Source organism: Kocuria sp. NBRC 114282, from assembly GCF_030268385.1.
In the GTDB taxonomy this organism is placed as follows: Bacteria; Actinomycetota; Actinomycetes; order Actinomycetales; family Micrococcaceae; genus Kocuria; species Kocuria palustris.
The window spans coordinates 37,816-52,857 of record NZ_BSQO01000009.1 but is presented as its reverse complement, the minus strand read 5'-3'; the positions used below and the strand labels follow the sequence as shown (position 1 = coordinate 52,857).

The window sequence follows — 15,042 nt, the reverse complement described above, 5'->3', positions numbered from 1 at the left end:
AGGAGACCTCGTGGCCCAGCCCATCAGCCTCGGCACCGTCCTGGGTGGTCGCTACATCGTCCTCGACGAGGTGCAGACCACTTCCGACGGCGATCACGTGCTCGGCGGCAAGGACCAGATCCTCGGCCGCGAGGTCACCATCCTCGTGCCGTCGGAGGCGCACACGGCCCGCGTGGTCGAGAACGCGCGCACCATGGCCATCGGCGCCGTGGATGCCGATCTGCACATCCTGGACCTCGGCCAGTCCGGAGCCACGCCCTACCTGGTGACCTCGTTCGCCGCTCCCGCGGTGCTGCTCGAGGAGCTGCTGGCCGAGCCGGGCACCGTGGACGACGACACCCTCTCCGACGACATCTTCGGCCGCCCCCGCTCCTCGAGCTCGGCCGGCGCCTACGTCCTCGACGACGGCGAGCCGGATGCCCCCGAGTACGAGGACACCGCCGAGCAGGACTTCGGGCGCTGGGACGATCAGGACGACATCGAGACGGCCCCGCCCGCGCCCAAGGTCGAGAAGCGCCTGGGCCGCCCCCGACGCGCCTCCGAGGCCTCGACCCGCGCCACGCTGTTCGACCGCGCCGCCGCGGGCCGCGGAACGGAGCCGCAGCAGCGCATGCAGTCGGCCAGCGGGTCGATCGACCCCAGCTACGACGGCGACAACCGCTTCGACTCCTACGAGTACGACTACCAGAGCGCCCCCGCCGGCGCGTCGCGGCCCAAGTCCGAGGAGCCCAGGTCCTCGCGGCGCTCCGGGGCCTCCTCGCGCTCGGGCGCTGCGGCTGCCGGGACGGGTGCGGCAGCCGCAGCTTCGTCGTCCAGCGGCGGCTCGTCCGCCGCGCGCGGCTCGAGCTCCTCGCGCTCCGGCCGCTCCGGGGGCAAGGGACGGCTCGCGCTGATCTTCGCGCTGCTCCTGCTGCTCATCCTCGTGGGCGCGGGCATCGTGTTCGGCGGACTCGGCAAGGTCTTCAACTCCGGGCAGGTCTTCGGCCCGGAGGAGGAGCCCTCCGCGTCGGCCTCGCCCACGGAGCAGGCGGTCCCCGCTCCCACCACCGTCACGCGCCTGGTCCCGGACGACCCCACTCTGATGGCCGATCAGGACGCCACCCTGAGCCAGGCCATCGACGGCGATCCCGAGACCTCCTGGGTCAGCTACGGCTTCTCCGCCGCGGACTACGGCCAGCTCGTGTCCTCCGTGGCCCTGGCGGTGCGCTTCGAGGAGTCCACCCCCATGCACGAGCTCACGATCCAGCAGACCAGCGGCACGGGCGGCTCCTTCACGGTCTACGCCGCGGACAGCCCGTCGCTCGACGGCGCAGAGGAGATCGGCCAGGGCTCCTTCGACGGCCCGGAGACCACCGTGGAGCTCTCCGACGAGGCCGCGCAGGACGATCACCCCTACCTGATCGTCCAGTGGACCGAGCTGCCGTCGCTCGAGGAGCCGATCGCCGACTACCCCTACGGTCTGCGCATCGCCGAGATCGAGGTCTCCTGAGCTCGCAGCTCATTCCAGCTTGCTGACACATCGTCAAGTCAAGTTGCCGCGGTTGCCGGAATAGTTCCTGCTGTCCCCTGGTTATGCGGGCAGACGACGGATCGCAGCGCCTGTCACACGCGCACGATCCGCACCCGGTCCGCCCGGCAGCCGTCGGACCGCAAGCACCGCACACGAAGGAAGAAGGACCGCGAACGTGAGCCCAGACTTCAGCCCCGCGATCAGCCTCGACCTCTCCTCGAGCACCCCGGAGACGTCCGCGGCGCAGTCCGTGGCTGCCGATCCGAGCGCCACGGTGCACGACGTCGTCATCGTGGGCTCGGGGCCGGCGGGCTACACCGCCGCCATCTACGCAGCGCGCGCGAACCTCAAGCCCATCGTGCTCGCCGGCTCGGTCACCGCCGGCGGCGAGCTCATGAACACCACCGAGGTCGAGAACTTCCCGGGATTCCAGGACGGCATCCTGGGCCCCGAGCTCATGGGCACCATGCAGGCCCAGGCCGAGCGCTTCGGCGCCGACGTCCGCTACGAGGACGCTCTGTCGCTGAAGCTCGAGGGCGACATCAAGGAGATCACGGTCGAGGGCGGCGAGGTCCTGCGGGCCAAGGCCGTCATCCTGGCCACCGGCTCCGCCTACCGCGAGCTCGGCCTGGAGGACGAGAAGCGGCTGTCCGGCCACGGCGTCTCCTGGTGCGCGACCTGCGACGGCTTCTTCTTCCGCGAGCAGAACATCGCCGTGGTGGGCGGCGGAGACTCCGCGATCGAAGAGGCCACGTTCCTGACCAAGTTCGCCTCCAAGGTCACGATCATCCACCGCCGCGACGAGTTCCGCGCTTCCGAGATCATGCAGCAGCGCGCCTTCGAGGACCCCAAGATCGAGATCCTCTGGAACAAGGAGGTCATCGGCATCTCGGGCGAGTCCAAGGTCGAGGAGCTGACCCTGCGAGACACCGTCACGCAGGAGGCCTCCGCGCTTCCGGTGACCGGCCTGTTCGTGGCGATCGGCGCCGATCCCCGCACCGGCCTGTTCGCAGACCAGCTCGCGATCGATCCCGACGGCACCGTCCAGGTCGACGGCCGCTCGTCCCGGACCTCGCTGCCGGGCGTCTTCGCCGCCGGCGACGTCCTGGATCCCACCTACAAGCAGGCCATCACGGCCGCCGGCTCCGGCTGCGCCGCGGCGATCGACGCCGGGCACTACCTGGACGCCCGCGCCGGCTGATCCCAGGCCCTCCCACAGACCCTCACCACCCCAGAAGGAGCACACCATGAGCAACGCAGCAGCCGTCAACGAGTCCGACTTCGAGGCCGAGGTCCTCCAGTCCGACAAGCCCGTCATCGTCGATTTCTGGGCCGAATGGTGCGGCCCCTGCCGCATGGTCGGCCCGGTCCTGGACTCGATCGCCGAGGAGCACGACTCCGTGGAGGTCGTGAAGGTCAACGTCGACGACAACCAGGCCATCGCCGCCAAGTACGGCATCACGTCCATCCCGGCCGTGTACGTCTTCAACAACGGCGAGGTGGCCAAGCAGTCCATCGGCGCCAAGCCCAAGTCAGCTCTCGAGAAGGAGTTCGCCGAGTTCCTCGGCGCCTGATTCGCTCACTTGCCGAACGGCCCCCGGAAGCCCGCCATCGCGGGGGCTTCCGGGGGCCGTTCGGGTGCCTCTTCCCGCTGGTGAGATGCACACACGCACCGAGTGCCTCTAGTATTCAAGGAATTTCCCTCGTTCCCGACTCCGTAAGGTCTCCATGTCCGACTCCTCTGCCGCCTCCCTGGGCCGCGGCCACAGCGACCGCCGCGTACGGGTCCTGCGCGAGCGACTCGTGCGCGCCGGCCAGCTGCCCCAGGACACCGACCTGGACGGCCCTCAGGCCACCGAGTTCGACGCCGCCCTGGAGACGGCGGTCAGGGCCTTCCAGCAGAGCCGGGGACTGATCGTCGACGGCGTGGTGGGCCCGGAGACCGAACGGCGCCTCAGCGAGGCCCAGTACACCCTGGGGGACCGTCCGCTGCAGTGGGACCGCCAGGAGCCCATGCGGGGCGACGACGTGGAGCGCCTCCAGCACAATCTGTCCCTCCTCGGTCTGTACTACGGCCATCTCAACGGCGCGTTCGAGGAGAAGACCCACCTCGCCGTGCTGGAGCTGCAGCAGAGCCTGGGACTGGAGCGCAGCGGCCGAGTGGATCACCGCACCATCGAGGCCCTGGCCCGGATCAACAAGAACATCACGAACTCCAAGGCGTTCTCTCTGCGCGACTTCCACAATCTGGAGTCCGCCAACGGCGCAGTGCGCTCGCACCGCATCATCCTGGTGCCCAGCGCCATGATCGGGGAGCACCCCAGCCCTGCGGAGGCTCCCCCTGCGGAGCGGCAGCGCAGTCGGGACCTCTCCTTGGATGTCGCAGCTCGTGCCCACGAGCTGCTCGCCGACATCGGCGCCCGTCCCGTCGTCGTCTCCGATCAGCCGCTCCAGGCCGCCGACGGCACGGTGATCGAGACTCCCGGCACCCTGGATGAGGCCCTCGAGGGCGTGCGCCAGCCCGTGGTCGTCGTGCTCGGATGCGATTGGAACCGCTCGGAGAAGGCCAACGGCATGGCCTCGTACTTCTGGGGAAATTCCGGCTCCGAGCAGGACGCCCTCTCCCCGATCGGCCAGCGCGGCGCCTCGCTGATCCAGCGCGAGATGGTCGCACGCACGGGTGCACTGGATCTGGGCTGCCATGGCCGTCAGTGGATCGTCCTGCGCACCACGCCTGCGCCCACGATCTACCTGGACATGGGCTACCTCTCCAACCCCGGGGAGTCCGAGGATCTGGAGCGGGGGGAGTACCGAGCGCATATCGCTCAGGCGATCGCCGTGGGCCTGCAGCGCATGTTCGCGCAGTCCTCCCAGGATCACCCCACAGGGACGCTCAGCACCTCGGATATCGCTCGAGAGCTGGCACGACGACCCAAGGCCTGACCTCCTCCAGAGCGACGAAGAGCCCCTTTATGTGACGTACATCACATAAAGGGGCTCTTCTGCGTGTTCAGCGCTGTACCAGACGGTCAGGGAGCGAGGCGGTGCCGCACCCCGCCCGGAGCTGTCGTCACGACCGATCTGGGCGAGGTGCCAGCAGGCGCTCAGTCCTCCTGAGCCGCATCCTGCGTCTGCGGATCCAGCACCGAGATGATGCGATTGAGATCCTCGACGGAGGCGAACTCGATCGTCATCCGCCCCTTGCGGGCACCCAGGTTGATCTTCACGCTGGTGTCCAGCTTGTCGGAGAAGGCGTCGGCGATATAGTCCAGACGCTCCCTGTGGCGCTCCTGGGCCCTGGCCGCGGGTCGACGCCCCGGCTTGCCGCGCTTGGACAGCGATGCTGCCTCCTCAGCAGCGCGCACCGACATGCCTTCAGCAACAATGCGCTGGGCCAGCCGCTCCATCTCGGCAGGATCCTCCAGCGCCAGCAACGCACGAGCATGGCCGGCCGAGAGCACACCTGCCGCCACCCGGCGCTGAACCAGCGGTGGCAGGCGCATCAGACGCAGCGTGTTGGAGATCTGCGGACGGGAGCGCCCGATGCGTCGAGACAGCTCCTCCTGAGTGGCCCCGAACTCCTCGAGCAGCTGCTGATACGCCGCAGCCTCTTCCAGAGGGTTCAGCTGGCTGCGATGCAGGTTCTCCAGCAGTGCATCGCGCAGGAGGTCATCATCTGCGGTGTCGCGGACGATGGCGGGCACGGTGTCGAGGCCCGCGCGCTGAGTGGCCCGCCAACGGCGCTCACCCATCACCAGCTCGTAGGGCTGACCGTCCGGCTCTCGGGACGGCCGGACGACGATCGGCTGAAGGACTCCGAGCTCGCCGATGGAGTAGGCGAGCTCCGCGAGCTCGTCCTCGTCGAAGACCTGACGCGGCTGCTTCCGGTTGGGGTGGATGCTGCCCACGGGGACTTCCGCGAACACCGCGCCGGGGACTGAGGCGAGGTCCGACGTGTCGGGATCCGCAGGCAGTTCCGCAGCGGTCGCAGGGGTTTCCGCGGCTACGGCATCTGGCTCGACCCCTTCCGCGTTAGCCCCCGACGTTCCACGTGAAACATCAGCCGTCCGATCAGCGTCCGTCGCGCCCTCTGAGGGCTCGGTGACGGAAGTGTGCACCTCCGTGGTGGCGTCCGAGGCGGCGGGAGCAGCCGACTGCACGGACTCCTGCTGATCCGAGGCCTCGTCCGGAGAATCGGCAGATTCCGCTGATTCCGCGGACGAGGGAGTAGGGGTGAAGAACATGTCGGACGGGCGGCCGCTTCCTCCGCGGTTCTGCAGGGCTGCCCCCATATCCATCCGGGACTTCATGGCGCTCTGTCGAGCACTGGCCGAGACCGGGCGGCGACGGCCGCCCGTTCCACGTGAAACGGACGATGTCGTCTCCTCCGCAGAACCGCTCGACTCGGCGTGCTTGGGGTCCACCGCAATCGCCTTCGCATCCGCCTCGGAGACGGCGGCCCCGGCCGCAGTCGTGGCTCCGTTCCCCTTCTTCTTTGAGGACTTGGGGGCGGTGGAGGCCTTTCCACTCCGCGAGGCGGCAGTTCCAGACTTCGAGGACGCTCGTGTCGCCGCTCCGGTCTTGGAGCGAGCCCCCTTGGGAGACGACGACTTGGACTCCTCAGGCTGGGGTGCTCCCGTCCCGGAACGTGCAGCCTCCGACTTGACTCGCCCAGGTCGATCCGTACGGGAGTCGTTGCTCTCCGTCGCATCGGACGCATTCACCGCTGCGGTATCAGCTGCGACGGTCGACACCGACTGCGCTGCCGCGCTACCGGCCGGCGGCGCCTCTGTACCCCCAGCGTCGTTTCTCTGGACACTCGACTCCGAAGACGGCTTCTCGACAGGTGCACTGGGAATCAGGGCTCCGAGGCCTCTACCGAGCCCCCTCTTGCGCTCCGCCATGGACAACACTCCTCTACTGGACGACCCGGACAGTCTACGGAGCATCGACAGAGATTCGCGCGTTTCACGTGGAACCACCCGGAGTTCCGGGCCGAATTGTGACTGATCTGGCCTTGCTGGACGCACTCCAGTCGCGAAGGCATGGTCTTCGCGGCCGTTCCACGTGAAACATCGAGCGCCCCTGGACGCTATCCACTCCCGAAGCGGACTGCATCTGACGGTCTGGTGTTCGTTTCACGTGGAACATCGCTCAGTCACAAGGCCGTCCACGCGCACGTCCCGAATAGAATCCAGGAATTTCGCCGCGACTGTTACGACGTTGAAGACACGCGCCCATCAGCCGACTAGTCGTCCAGACAGTGCCCTAGGGGGCCATTCCCACAGCGTTCCACGTGAAACATCACGGCATGCGTACGCCCATTGCGCAGTCGGTACGAGGAGGACGTCACGCATCCTGCATTCCGTCCAAGTCCATGGCGTGTGCGCCTCACCCCTGAATCACCTCTACGTGCTGCAGCCGGTCTCCGTCTCCGGAGCGTGGATCGCGTGGATCACCCGCATGTCGCCTCGTACCGCACACCGGCCGGTGTATGCCCTTTGGCCCTCGCGTACCAGTGAGCTGACTACCGCGCGCAGAGCCTGGCTTTCAGAGCCGTGGCCTTCGGCCCTTGGCCTCCGCTCTGGACACAGATCATCGCATCTCGTGAGCTGCTACGGGTTGATGAGACCCGGCCTCAGTCCTGACAACGCTCGCACAGTAGGTTGTCTCAGTTCGCATGGCATCGTCGCCACACAGGGGCAGCACTTGTCCCATGATCAATGGTGCCCTCGCCTGGCGGCATGGCCAGCATGTACGGTGACTCGCCGTCGCGGTCCCGCCGCGCACTGCGGAGACTCTCGCCGTCGCGATGCGCTCCGCAGCACCCGCCAATCGAGGCACGGAGAGCAGACGGACACCAGAGACAGTGCGTTCCACGTGAAACATGGACTCGCGCACTGGCCGAAGACGGCCACCATGCCACCGACGAGCCGTCGAGGGTCCTGACGTCGGATCCAGTCGTCAGCTGGACCTCTTTCCTTAGCGTTTCTCACGTTCCTTCATGCGTCGCCCATCGCGCGCTGCAGACCAGGGCATGCCGAGGCGTCTCCCAAGGGAAGAGCTTTTCCGCCTCTCACATGATCGCTGTGTGCCCTGGGACGACGGACAGCGGCAAGACCCGGAGTTCGTCGGAGTCATCGGGGTCCGATTCCTCCTGCGCTTCCTCGGACAGCCGTCTCGCATGGACGACCGCCGACGCCCCTCGCCGCCTTGAGTCAAAGACCGTATGGAGAAGGTCGAACCGCACGTTCCACGTGAAACACGCCGACAGAAGACGAGCGGGAGCAGTCGACATCCGCCGGCCGACGATGACAGCACCGTCTCCCTCTTGCACGAGCTGGAATGACTACGGGCCCCGTTCCACGTGGAACGGGGCCCGCTTGGACCTGCAGAGCCTGCCCGATCAATGGATCACTTGCTCTTCGGCACGCCTCGCGCGGCGATCTCAGCGGCTGCCTCGAGATAGGACAGAGCGCCCGTGGACTGCGGATCGTAGTTCAGCACCGACTGCTGATAGCTCGGCGCCTCGGAGATCCGCACGGACCGGGGGATCATGGTCTCCAGCACCTGCTCCGGGAAGTGCGCCCGCACCTCATCCGCCACCTGGGAGGACAGGTTGGTACGGCCGTCATACATGGTCATGAGGATGGTGGACACGACCAGATCCGGGTTGAGGTGCTTCTGGATCATCTCGATGTTGCCCAGCAGCTGGCTCAGGCCCTCGAGCGCGTAGTACTCGCACTGGATGGGGATCAGGACCTCGCTGGCGGCCACGAAGGCGTTGATGGTCAGCAGGCCGAGGCTGGGCGGGCAGTCTATGAAGACGTAGTCGAGACGCTCCAGGCCCTGCTCCTCACGAGCCTCGGCGTACTGGTCCAGAGCACGGGACAGCCTCTGCTCGCGCGCCACCATGGACACGAGCTCGATCTCTGCACCGGCCAGGTCGATGGTCGCCGGCGCCACCACGATCCGATCGGACTCGGGGGAGGGCGCGACCACCTGAGCCAGCTCCATCTCATCGACGAGGACGTCGTAGACGCCGTCGACCTCCGAGCTGTGCGGCACGCCCAGGGCGGTGGAGGCATTGCCCTGCGGATCGTTGTCGACCACCAGGACGTTGAGACCCTGCTTGGCCAGGCCCACTGCCAGGTTGACGGCGGTGCTCGTCTTGCCCACGCCGCCCTTCTGGTTGCTGACCGTGATCACACGAGTGCGCTCAGGTCGCTGAAGCTGCACGTGCTCGAGTCGGCGACGTCGCTGATTCTCTTCCACGAGCTTCCTTCCGAGGGGGGTGTCTCCCGCGCCTTGTGCGGCGGCTGTCGCGCCGGCGTCCTGTCCTGCAGTCAACCGCGATCCGCGGTCCGGCTGCACTGCCGAATCCTGCGAGACCGGATCAGGGGGAAGACCGAAGTCATAGCCGTGAGGCCTGTCGTTCTGGGTCATCACGTCGCCTTCCTCGGTCTGATGTGACCTGCATCACATTACATGTCGCGGCCGCTGAGGGCCGGTCCCACACTACCCAAGACCCTTCTCCGGACCGTCGATCGAGGTCAGCGCCTCGAGACCGATTCAGAGGACGACTCGTACCACGGTGGTCGGCTCCTCGAGCAGCTCAGAGCCCAGGGTGAGCACCTCGGTCTGCGCGACGCGGTGCCGCTTGAGCTGCTTGCGTGCCTTATCGATCTCCTGCTGCGCCGACCGGCCCTTGAGCGCGAGCAGCTCACCGGAGCCCTGCAGCAGCGGAAGCGTGAAGTCCAGCAGACCGCCGAGCGCGGAGACAGCGCGGGCCGTGACCACGGCCGGCGCGGAACCGCCCGGCAGCTCTTCGACCTGCTCGCCGCGCGCACGAAGGACCTGCACGTTCTCGAGCTGCAGATCCTGGACGATCTCGTTCAGCCAGGTCACGCGGCGCTCGAGCGGCTCGATCAGCGTGAGCTCCAGATCGGGGCGTGCGATCGCCAGGCACAGCCCGGGAAGTCCCGCCCCGGAGCCCACATCGGCCACACGGGCGTCCTGCGGGATCAGTTCCTCCACCACGGCGCAGTTCAGGACGTGACGTCCCCACAGCCGCGGAGCCTCACGCGGACCGATCAGTCCGCGCACGATGCCCGATGAGGCAAGGTGCTCCACATAGCGCTGGGCTAGCTCGAGCCGGTCGCCGAACAGGCTCTGCGCGGCCTCGGCCTCACGCCCCTGCAGCTCGGGAGCCGGCTGGGCGACGGCGCCGTCGGACTTCGCCTGGCCGCTGCGATCAGAGCGTTCGCCTGGGTGCTGCTCCGTCATGCCTCAGCCGTTCGCCGAGACCACGATGTGGCGTCCGGGGCCCTCGCCCTCCGACTCGGAGTGCATGCCCTCCTCCGCCACGACGTCGTGCACGATCTTGCGCTCGTAGGGGCTCAGCGGGTCCAGGTGCACCGGCTCGCCGGAGTCCCGCACGCTCTGCACGGCACGACGGGCCAGCTCGCGCAGCTGCTCGGCACGGGCCAGCCGGTGCCCGGCGATATCGAGCACCAGCCGGCTGCGCTGCTCCGTGCCGGCCAGCACGGCCAGCCGCACGAGCTCCTGGAGAGCCTCGAGCACCTTTCCGTCCTTGCCGACGAGCATGTCGAGTCCGTCGTCGCCCTCCTCCTCCGTCACCACGGAGAGGTAGGTGCGGCCGTTGCGGACCTCGATGTCGATGTCGCCGTCCAGATCGGCGAGATCCAGCAGCTCCTCGAGGTAGTCCGCAGCGACTTCGCCCTCCTCCACGAGGGGGTCGAGCTCGTCGTCATCCTGGTCGCTCTGCTCGGCAGAGGCCGCAGCGGCCTCGTCGCCCTGCGGGACGTCCACACCGGCGACGACCGCCGAGGCGTCGACCTTCTGACCGGGCTCCAGGTCCTGGATCTGCACGCCCTCGGGCGCGGAGTCCTGAGCCTGCTCGCTGTGCTGGTTCTCGCTCATTCGTCTCTCCTGACGGAAGTGGTGCAGCAGCCGTCTCGACAGTATGACCCGAGCGGCGCCCTGAGAGGACCGGTCTCAGGACCCGGACTTCCCCTTGCCCTTGCCGGACTTCTTGCCGCCCGACGAGCCCTTGGAGATCGGCGACGACGAACCGGTGGTCGGCTCCCCGTTGATCACCGGCCCCTGAGCCTTCTCCGGCTGCTGGACATCGTCCTGGCCGGTCTCGAGCGGGCCCTGGCCCTTGATGCCCTTGGCCTTCTGGCGCTTCTTGCTCATGGGCTGCTGACGCTGACCGGCGGCAGCCTTGGCGCGAGCCTCCTCGATCTCGGCCTGGTGCTCCTCCTTGGTCTTGCCGACCGGGGGAAGGCCCTTGGCCTCGCGGCGCTCGTTGAGCTCGCGCTCGGCCTGCGAGCCGGGAGTGGGGTTGTTGCGGATGACCCAGTACTGCTGGCCCATGGACCACAGGTTGGAGACGGTCCAGTAGATCAGCACGCCGATCGGGAAGTTGATGCCCGTGATGAGGAAGATGATCGGGAAGATGTAGATGATCATCTGCTGCTGGCGGTACATCGGAGAGTTCTTGGTGGCCTCCGAGACGTTCTTGGACGCCAGCTGCTTCTGCGAGATGAACATGGTGACCGTCATGGCCACCACCAGCAGGGCCGCGATGATGATCGTGGCGGTGTGGTTGCCGTCGCCGGGCGAGCGCAGCGTGGAGAACAGCGGGGCGCCGAACAGGGTGCCGTCGTAGAACTGGTGGATCTTGTCCGAGGACAGGACCAGGATCCCCTCGTCCCGCTCGGCAGCGCCGGTCACGCCGTTGAGCACCTGGAACAGGCCGAAGAAGATCGGCATCTGGGCGATGATCGGCAGGCAGGAGGCCAGGGGGTTGACCCCGTGCTCCTTGTACAGGGCCATCTGCTCCTGGGCCATGGCCTGGCGCGAGACCTGGTCCTTCTTGCCCTTGTACTTGGCCTGCAGCTTGGCCATCTGCGGCTGGATCTCCTGCATGCCGCGCATGGAGCGGATCTGGCGCAGGAACAGCGGGATGGTCAGGGTTCGCATGACCAGGGTCAGGCCCACGATGGCCAGGACCCAGGTCCATCCGCTCGCCGCATCCAGCCCGATGAGGGTGAACAGCTCGTGGAAGAGCCACAGGACCGCCGAGACGACCCATTTGAAGGGCCAGAGGATGATGTCGAAGATGTTCATCGTGAGGAAGCTCCTTGAGCCGTCTGCGCGGCAGCCGGGTCTGCGCCGTGCTGGCGCGCGGACGTGGTCTCGTGTGCCGGATCGCGGGGTGTCAGCACGGCTGCGCGATCGGCGGGTGTGGGGTGGTTGAGCAGGATGATCCGCGGCAGCTCGGTCTCCGAGGAGAACCGGCGGCCGCCCTGCGGCACCCTGTCGATTCCGCCCGCCGCCCAGGGATGGCACCTGAGCAGTCGTCGCACGGTCAAACCTAGGCCCCGGACCGCCCCGTGGCGAACCACGGACTCGAGGCCGTAGGCCGAGCAGGTGGGGAAGTGCCTGCAGACGTCCCCGTAGAGCGGGGAGATCAGCATGCGGTAGAGCTTCAGACCCGCGATGATCAGGTTCTGCGGCAGCAGCCACACCGCCTGGACCGCACCCCGAGGGCGCACGAAGTCCGACGGTGCCTGCTCCCAGAGCTGCTCCTCATCCAGGACAGGATGCTGATGGCCGAGGCCCTGCGCGGTGCTCATGCCGGCACCTCGGCCTTCCTCGCGGCCTTGCGCCAGGCGGATTCCCAGTCCCGCCGCAGCTCGGCGAAGTCGGCCTCTGCCGAGGCGGGCAGGGCCCGCACCACGACGTCGAAGCCGGCTGGGCTGCCCTGGATCGTCATCCCGACGAGCTCCCGCAGCCGCCGCTTCACGAGATTGCGGCAGACCGCATTGCCGACCCGCTTGGATACCACGAAGCCCGCCCGGGACGGCTGGTCCCCGGACGTGGCGCGCACATAGACGACGACGTTCCGGCGCCCCTGTCGGGCACCGGAACGTGTGGTCGCTGCGAAGTGCGTGGAGGTGCGCATCCTGTGCTGTGCGGGAAGCACGCGCTCACCCCTTCGGTCTCGGCGGCGTCTGCGGACCGGGGCTCTGCTGAGCAGAGGCCGTCGGATCCGCGAGGGCGACGAGAGGGCTCAGGCAGAGAGGGAGGCGCGGCCCTTGGCGCGGCGCGCCGAGAGGATGCCGCGGCCGGCGCGGGTGCGCATCCGGGCGCGGAAGCCGTGCTTCTTGGCGCGACGACGGTTGTTCGGCTGGAACGTGCGCTTGCTCATTGATCTTCTCCGGATGCAGGACGGGCGTGCCCCTGCCCTGTGCGGATCCGGCGCACGCTGCCCGTGCAGAGCACGAGCGCGCAGCAGGCCGTCCGCCTGAGGAAGGGGTCCACCGCTGTGGTGGTCGATGGCTGTGCCGCCGCGAGGCGCATGGCGCCGGGCGCAGGTCAGACACAGGACTGATCGATTGTAGGCGCGGCGAGTGGGACGGTCAACCGAACCGTCGGTGACCGCCTCTCGCCCACATGCTGTGCACGTCTTCCGGAAATTCCTGTGGATAACCGGATCCCCGTCCTTGCCAGCAACGGTGCGCTCTCGCTCGTGTAACTACACGATTGTAGTTCTTTTCGGCCCCGATCGGGGCTAGGTCGGGGCTTCGAACGTGCTCTACGCTGAACCCTCGCGCTCGAGCCCCGAGCCGCTGTCCACCGCTGTGAACAACTCTGTGGATGACCGGTCGCGAGCGCACCCGGGCACCCGCCCGGAGCCGACATCGCCCCCGAATCCCGGAGTCCCCGCCACTGTGAGTCCTCAGCAGAATCCGGAGCTCGACGCCCGTTGGGCCGAATGCGTCCGCGCCATGACCGAGGACCCGCAGATCTCCCCGCGCCACCGCGGCTTCCTGCGCCTGGCCAAGCCCCGGGGCCTCATGGGCACCACGCTGCTGATCGCCGTGCCGAACGAGCTGACCCGCGAGGTCCTGCAGTCCAAGATCGCGCCGGCCTTCAACCAGGCCGTCACGAACTCCTTCGGCAAGGACACCCTGGTCGCACTCGTGGTGGACACCGACCTGGAGGAGGTCTCCGAGCAGGAGATCGAGTCCGCATCCCGGGCCTCGCTGCCGCCGCTGAGCGAGCTCGAGGCCGAGCGCGGCCACACCGCTCCGCCGGCTGCCCAGGAGGAGACCGAGCAGGACTCGCTGTCCACCACGAGCTCCGAGTACTCCGGGGCCGTGAACACCTTCCGCTCGCCGTCGCCGCGACCGGCGGCGCCGCGGCCCTCCGCACCGGAGCCGGCCCGACGCCCCCTGCCCGAGCAGCCCGCGCCGCAGGACACCGCCTCCGCGCAGAGCACCGGCGAGGCCGCAGTCGAGGAGACCGGCCCTCAGGACACCTTCGTCCCCGCCGCTGCCCCGGGCCGCTCGGCTGCGGAGGACCACGGCACGGCCGGTGCGGCCTCGGCCGAATGGGATTCGAGCGCTCGGCTGAACCCCAAGTACGTCTTCGAGTCGTTCGTCATCGGCCAGTCCAACCGCTTCGCCCACGCGGCGGCCTTCGCGGTCTCCGAGACGCCGGCCAAGGCATATAACCCGCTGTTCATATACGGGGATTCAGGGCTCGGCAAGACCCACCTGCTGCACGCGATCGGGCACTACGCCAAGCGGCTCTACCCCGGCATCGCGGTGCGCTACGTGAACTCGGAGGAGTTCACCAACGACTTCATCAACTCGATCCGCGACGACGAGGGCTCCTCCTTCAAGGAGATCTACCGCAACGTCGACATGCTGCTGATCGACGACATCCAGTTCCTGGCGGGCAAGGAGCACACGCAGGAGGAGTTCTTCCACACCTTCAACGCGCTGCACAACCACGAGAAGCAGATCGTGATCACCTCCGATCTGCCGCCCAAGCAGCTCACGGGATTCGCCGATCGCATGCGCTCGCGCTTCGAGTGGGGACTGATCACCGACGTCCAGCCGCCCGAGCTCGAGACCCGCATCGCCATCCTGCGCAAGAAGGCCGATGCCGACGGCACCCAGGCCCCGCCCGAGGTCCTGGAGTACATCGCCTCGCACATCTCCACGAACATCCGCGAGCTCGAGGGCGCCCTCATCCGCGTCACGGCCTTCGCCTCCCTGAACAAGCAGGACGTGGACCTGCCCCTGGCCGAGCTCGTGCTCAAGGACCTGATCACCGACGACGACGGCGAGATCACCGCCGCCACGATCCTGGGGCAGACGGCCGCCTACTTCGACATCTCGCTGGACGAGCTGAAGTCCAAGTCCCGCACGCGCACGCTGGTCACGGCCCGGCAGATCGCCATGTACCTGCTGCGCGAGCTCACGGACATGTCCCTGCCCAAGATCGGACAGGAGCTCGGCGGCCGCGACCACACCACGGTCATGCACGCCGATCGCAAGATCCGGACGCTGATGGCCGAGCGGCGGCAGATCTTCAACCAGGTCACCGAGCTCACCAACCGGATCAAGCAGCAGCGCCACAGCTGATCCGCAGCGCAGCCCATGCGCTGCGCTCTGCCTCGTCCCTTCAGGCCCCGGGCCCGCACGAGCGGA

General features: G+C 67.9%; 13 protein-coding genes. 5 read left to right on the top strand and 8 right to left on the bottom strand.

Annotation, left to right across the window (positions count from 1 at the left end):
• Positions 1-10 precede the first annotated feature (10 nt).
• The 4 genes from QSJ40_RS11815 (at position 11) to QSJ40_RS11800 (ending at position 4,453) form a co-directional block, all read left to right on the top strand.
• The gene (locus tag QSJ40_RS11815) at positions 11-1,489 is read left to right on the top strand and encodes a hypothetical protein (RefSeq protein WP_006214372.1); all 1,479 of its coding nucleotides are present in this window, start codon (positions 11-13) and stop codon (positions 1,487-1,489) included.
• 196 nt (positions 1,490-1,685) lie between these two features.
• On the top strand, positions 1,686-2,711 hold the full coding sequence (gene trxB / locus QSJ40_RS11810) for a thioredoxin-disulfide reductase (RefSeq protein ID WP_006214373.1): 1,026 nt from the start codon (positions 1,686-1,688) through the stop codon (positions 2,709-2,711).
• Positions 2,712-2,757: 46 nt separating this feature from the next.
• Entirely contained in the window at positions 2,758-3,084 is a 327-nt protein-coding gene (trxA, locus tag QSJ40_RS11805) for a thioredoxin (RefSeq protein ID WP_285731137.1), read from the top strand.
• Between the two features lie 154 nt (positions 3,085-3,238).
• Entirely contained in the window at positions 3,239-4,453 is a 1,215-nt protein-coding gene (locus QSJ40_RS11800) for an N-acetylmuramoyl-L-alanine amidase (RefSeq protein ID WP_006214375.1), read from the top strand.
• Between the two features lie 161 nt (positions 4,454-4,614).
• On the opposite strand, the gene QSJ40_RS11795 is transcribed toward QSJ40_RS11800, so the two are convergent.
• The 8 genes from QSJ40_RS11795 to rpmH form a co-directional block, all read right to left on the bottom strand.
• Complete coding sequence (locus QSJ40_RS11795; RefSeq protein WP_006214376.1) at positions 4,615-5,802, bottom strand: ParB/RepB/Spo0J family partition protein; 1,188 nt, start codon at positions 5,800-5,802, stop codon at positions 4,615-4,617.
• Between the two features lie 2,122 nt (positions 5,803-7,924).
• Positions 7,925-8,785 carry a ParA family protein gene (locus QSJ40_RS11790; RefSeq protein ID WP_285731134.1) on the bottom strand — a complete coding sequence of 287 codons (861 nt, stop codon included), beginning with the start codon at positions 8,783-8,785 and terminating at the stop codon, positions 7,925-7,927.
• Positions 8,786-9,082: 297 nt separating this feature from the next.
• Positions 9,083-9,796, bottom strand: a complete 714-nt coding sequence (gene rsmG / locus QSJ40_RS11785; protein ID WP_285731132.1) for a 16S rRNA (guanine(527)-N(7))-methyltransferase RsmG — start codon at positions 9,794-9,796, stop codon at positions 9,083-9,085.
• 3 nt (positions 9,797-9,799) lie between these two features.
• Positions 9,800-10,453: a Jag family protein gene (locus tag QSJ40_RS11780; protein WP_285731130.1), complete on the bottom strand. Its 654-nt coding sequence runs from the start codon at positions 10,451-10,453 to the stop codon at positions 9,800-9,802.
• Positions 10,454-10,528: 75 nt separating this feature from the next.
• Positions 10,529-11,665 carry a membrane protein insertase YidC gene (gene yidC / locus QSJ40_RS11775; protein ID WP_285731127.1) on the bottom strand — a complete coding sequence of 379 codons (1,137 nt, stop codon included), beginning with the start codon at positions 11,663-11,665 and terminating at the stop codon, positions 10,529-10,531.
• On the bottom strand, positions 11,662-12,174 hold the full coding sequence (gene yidD / locus QSJ40_RS11770; RefSeq protein ID WP_024289494.1) for a membrane protein insertion efficiency factor YidD: 513 nt from the start codon (positions 12,172-12,174) through the stop codon (positions 11,662-11,664). The genes yidC and yidD overlap by 4 nt, the downstream gene beginning before the upstream one ends.
• On the bottom strand, positions 12,171-12,524 hold the full coding sequence (gene rnpA / locus QSJ40_RS11765) for a ribonuclease P protein component (RefSeq protein WP_285731125.1): 354 nt from the start codon (positions 12,522-12,524) through the stop codon (positions 12,171-12,173). Before rnpA ends, yidD begins: the two co-directional genes overlap by 4 nt.
• Positions 12,525-12,611: 87 nt before the next feature.
• Positions 12,612-12,749 carry a 50S ribosomal protein L34 gene (gene rpmH, locus QSJ40_RS11760; protein WP_006214384.1) on the bottom strand — a complete coding sequence of 46 codons (138 nt, stop codon included), beginning with the start codon at positions 12,747-12,749 and terminating at the stop codon, positions 12,612-12,614.
• Between the two features lie 523 nt (positions 12,750-13,272).
• On the opposite strand from rpmH, the gene dnaA reads away from it, so the two are divergent.
• The gene (dnaA, locus tag QSJ40_RS11755) at positions 13,273-14,976 is read left to right on the top strand and encodes a chromosomal replication initiator protein DnaA (protein WP_285731123.1); all 1,704 of its coding nucleotides are present in this window, start codon (positions 13,273-13,275) and stop codon (positions 14,974-14,976) included.
• The last annotated feature ends 66 nt before the right edge of the window (positions 14,977-15,042 follow it).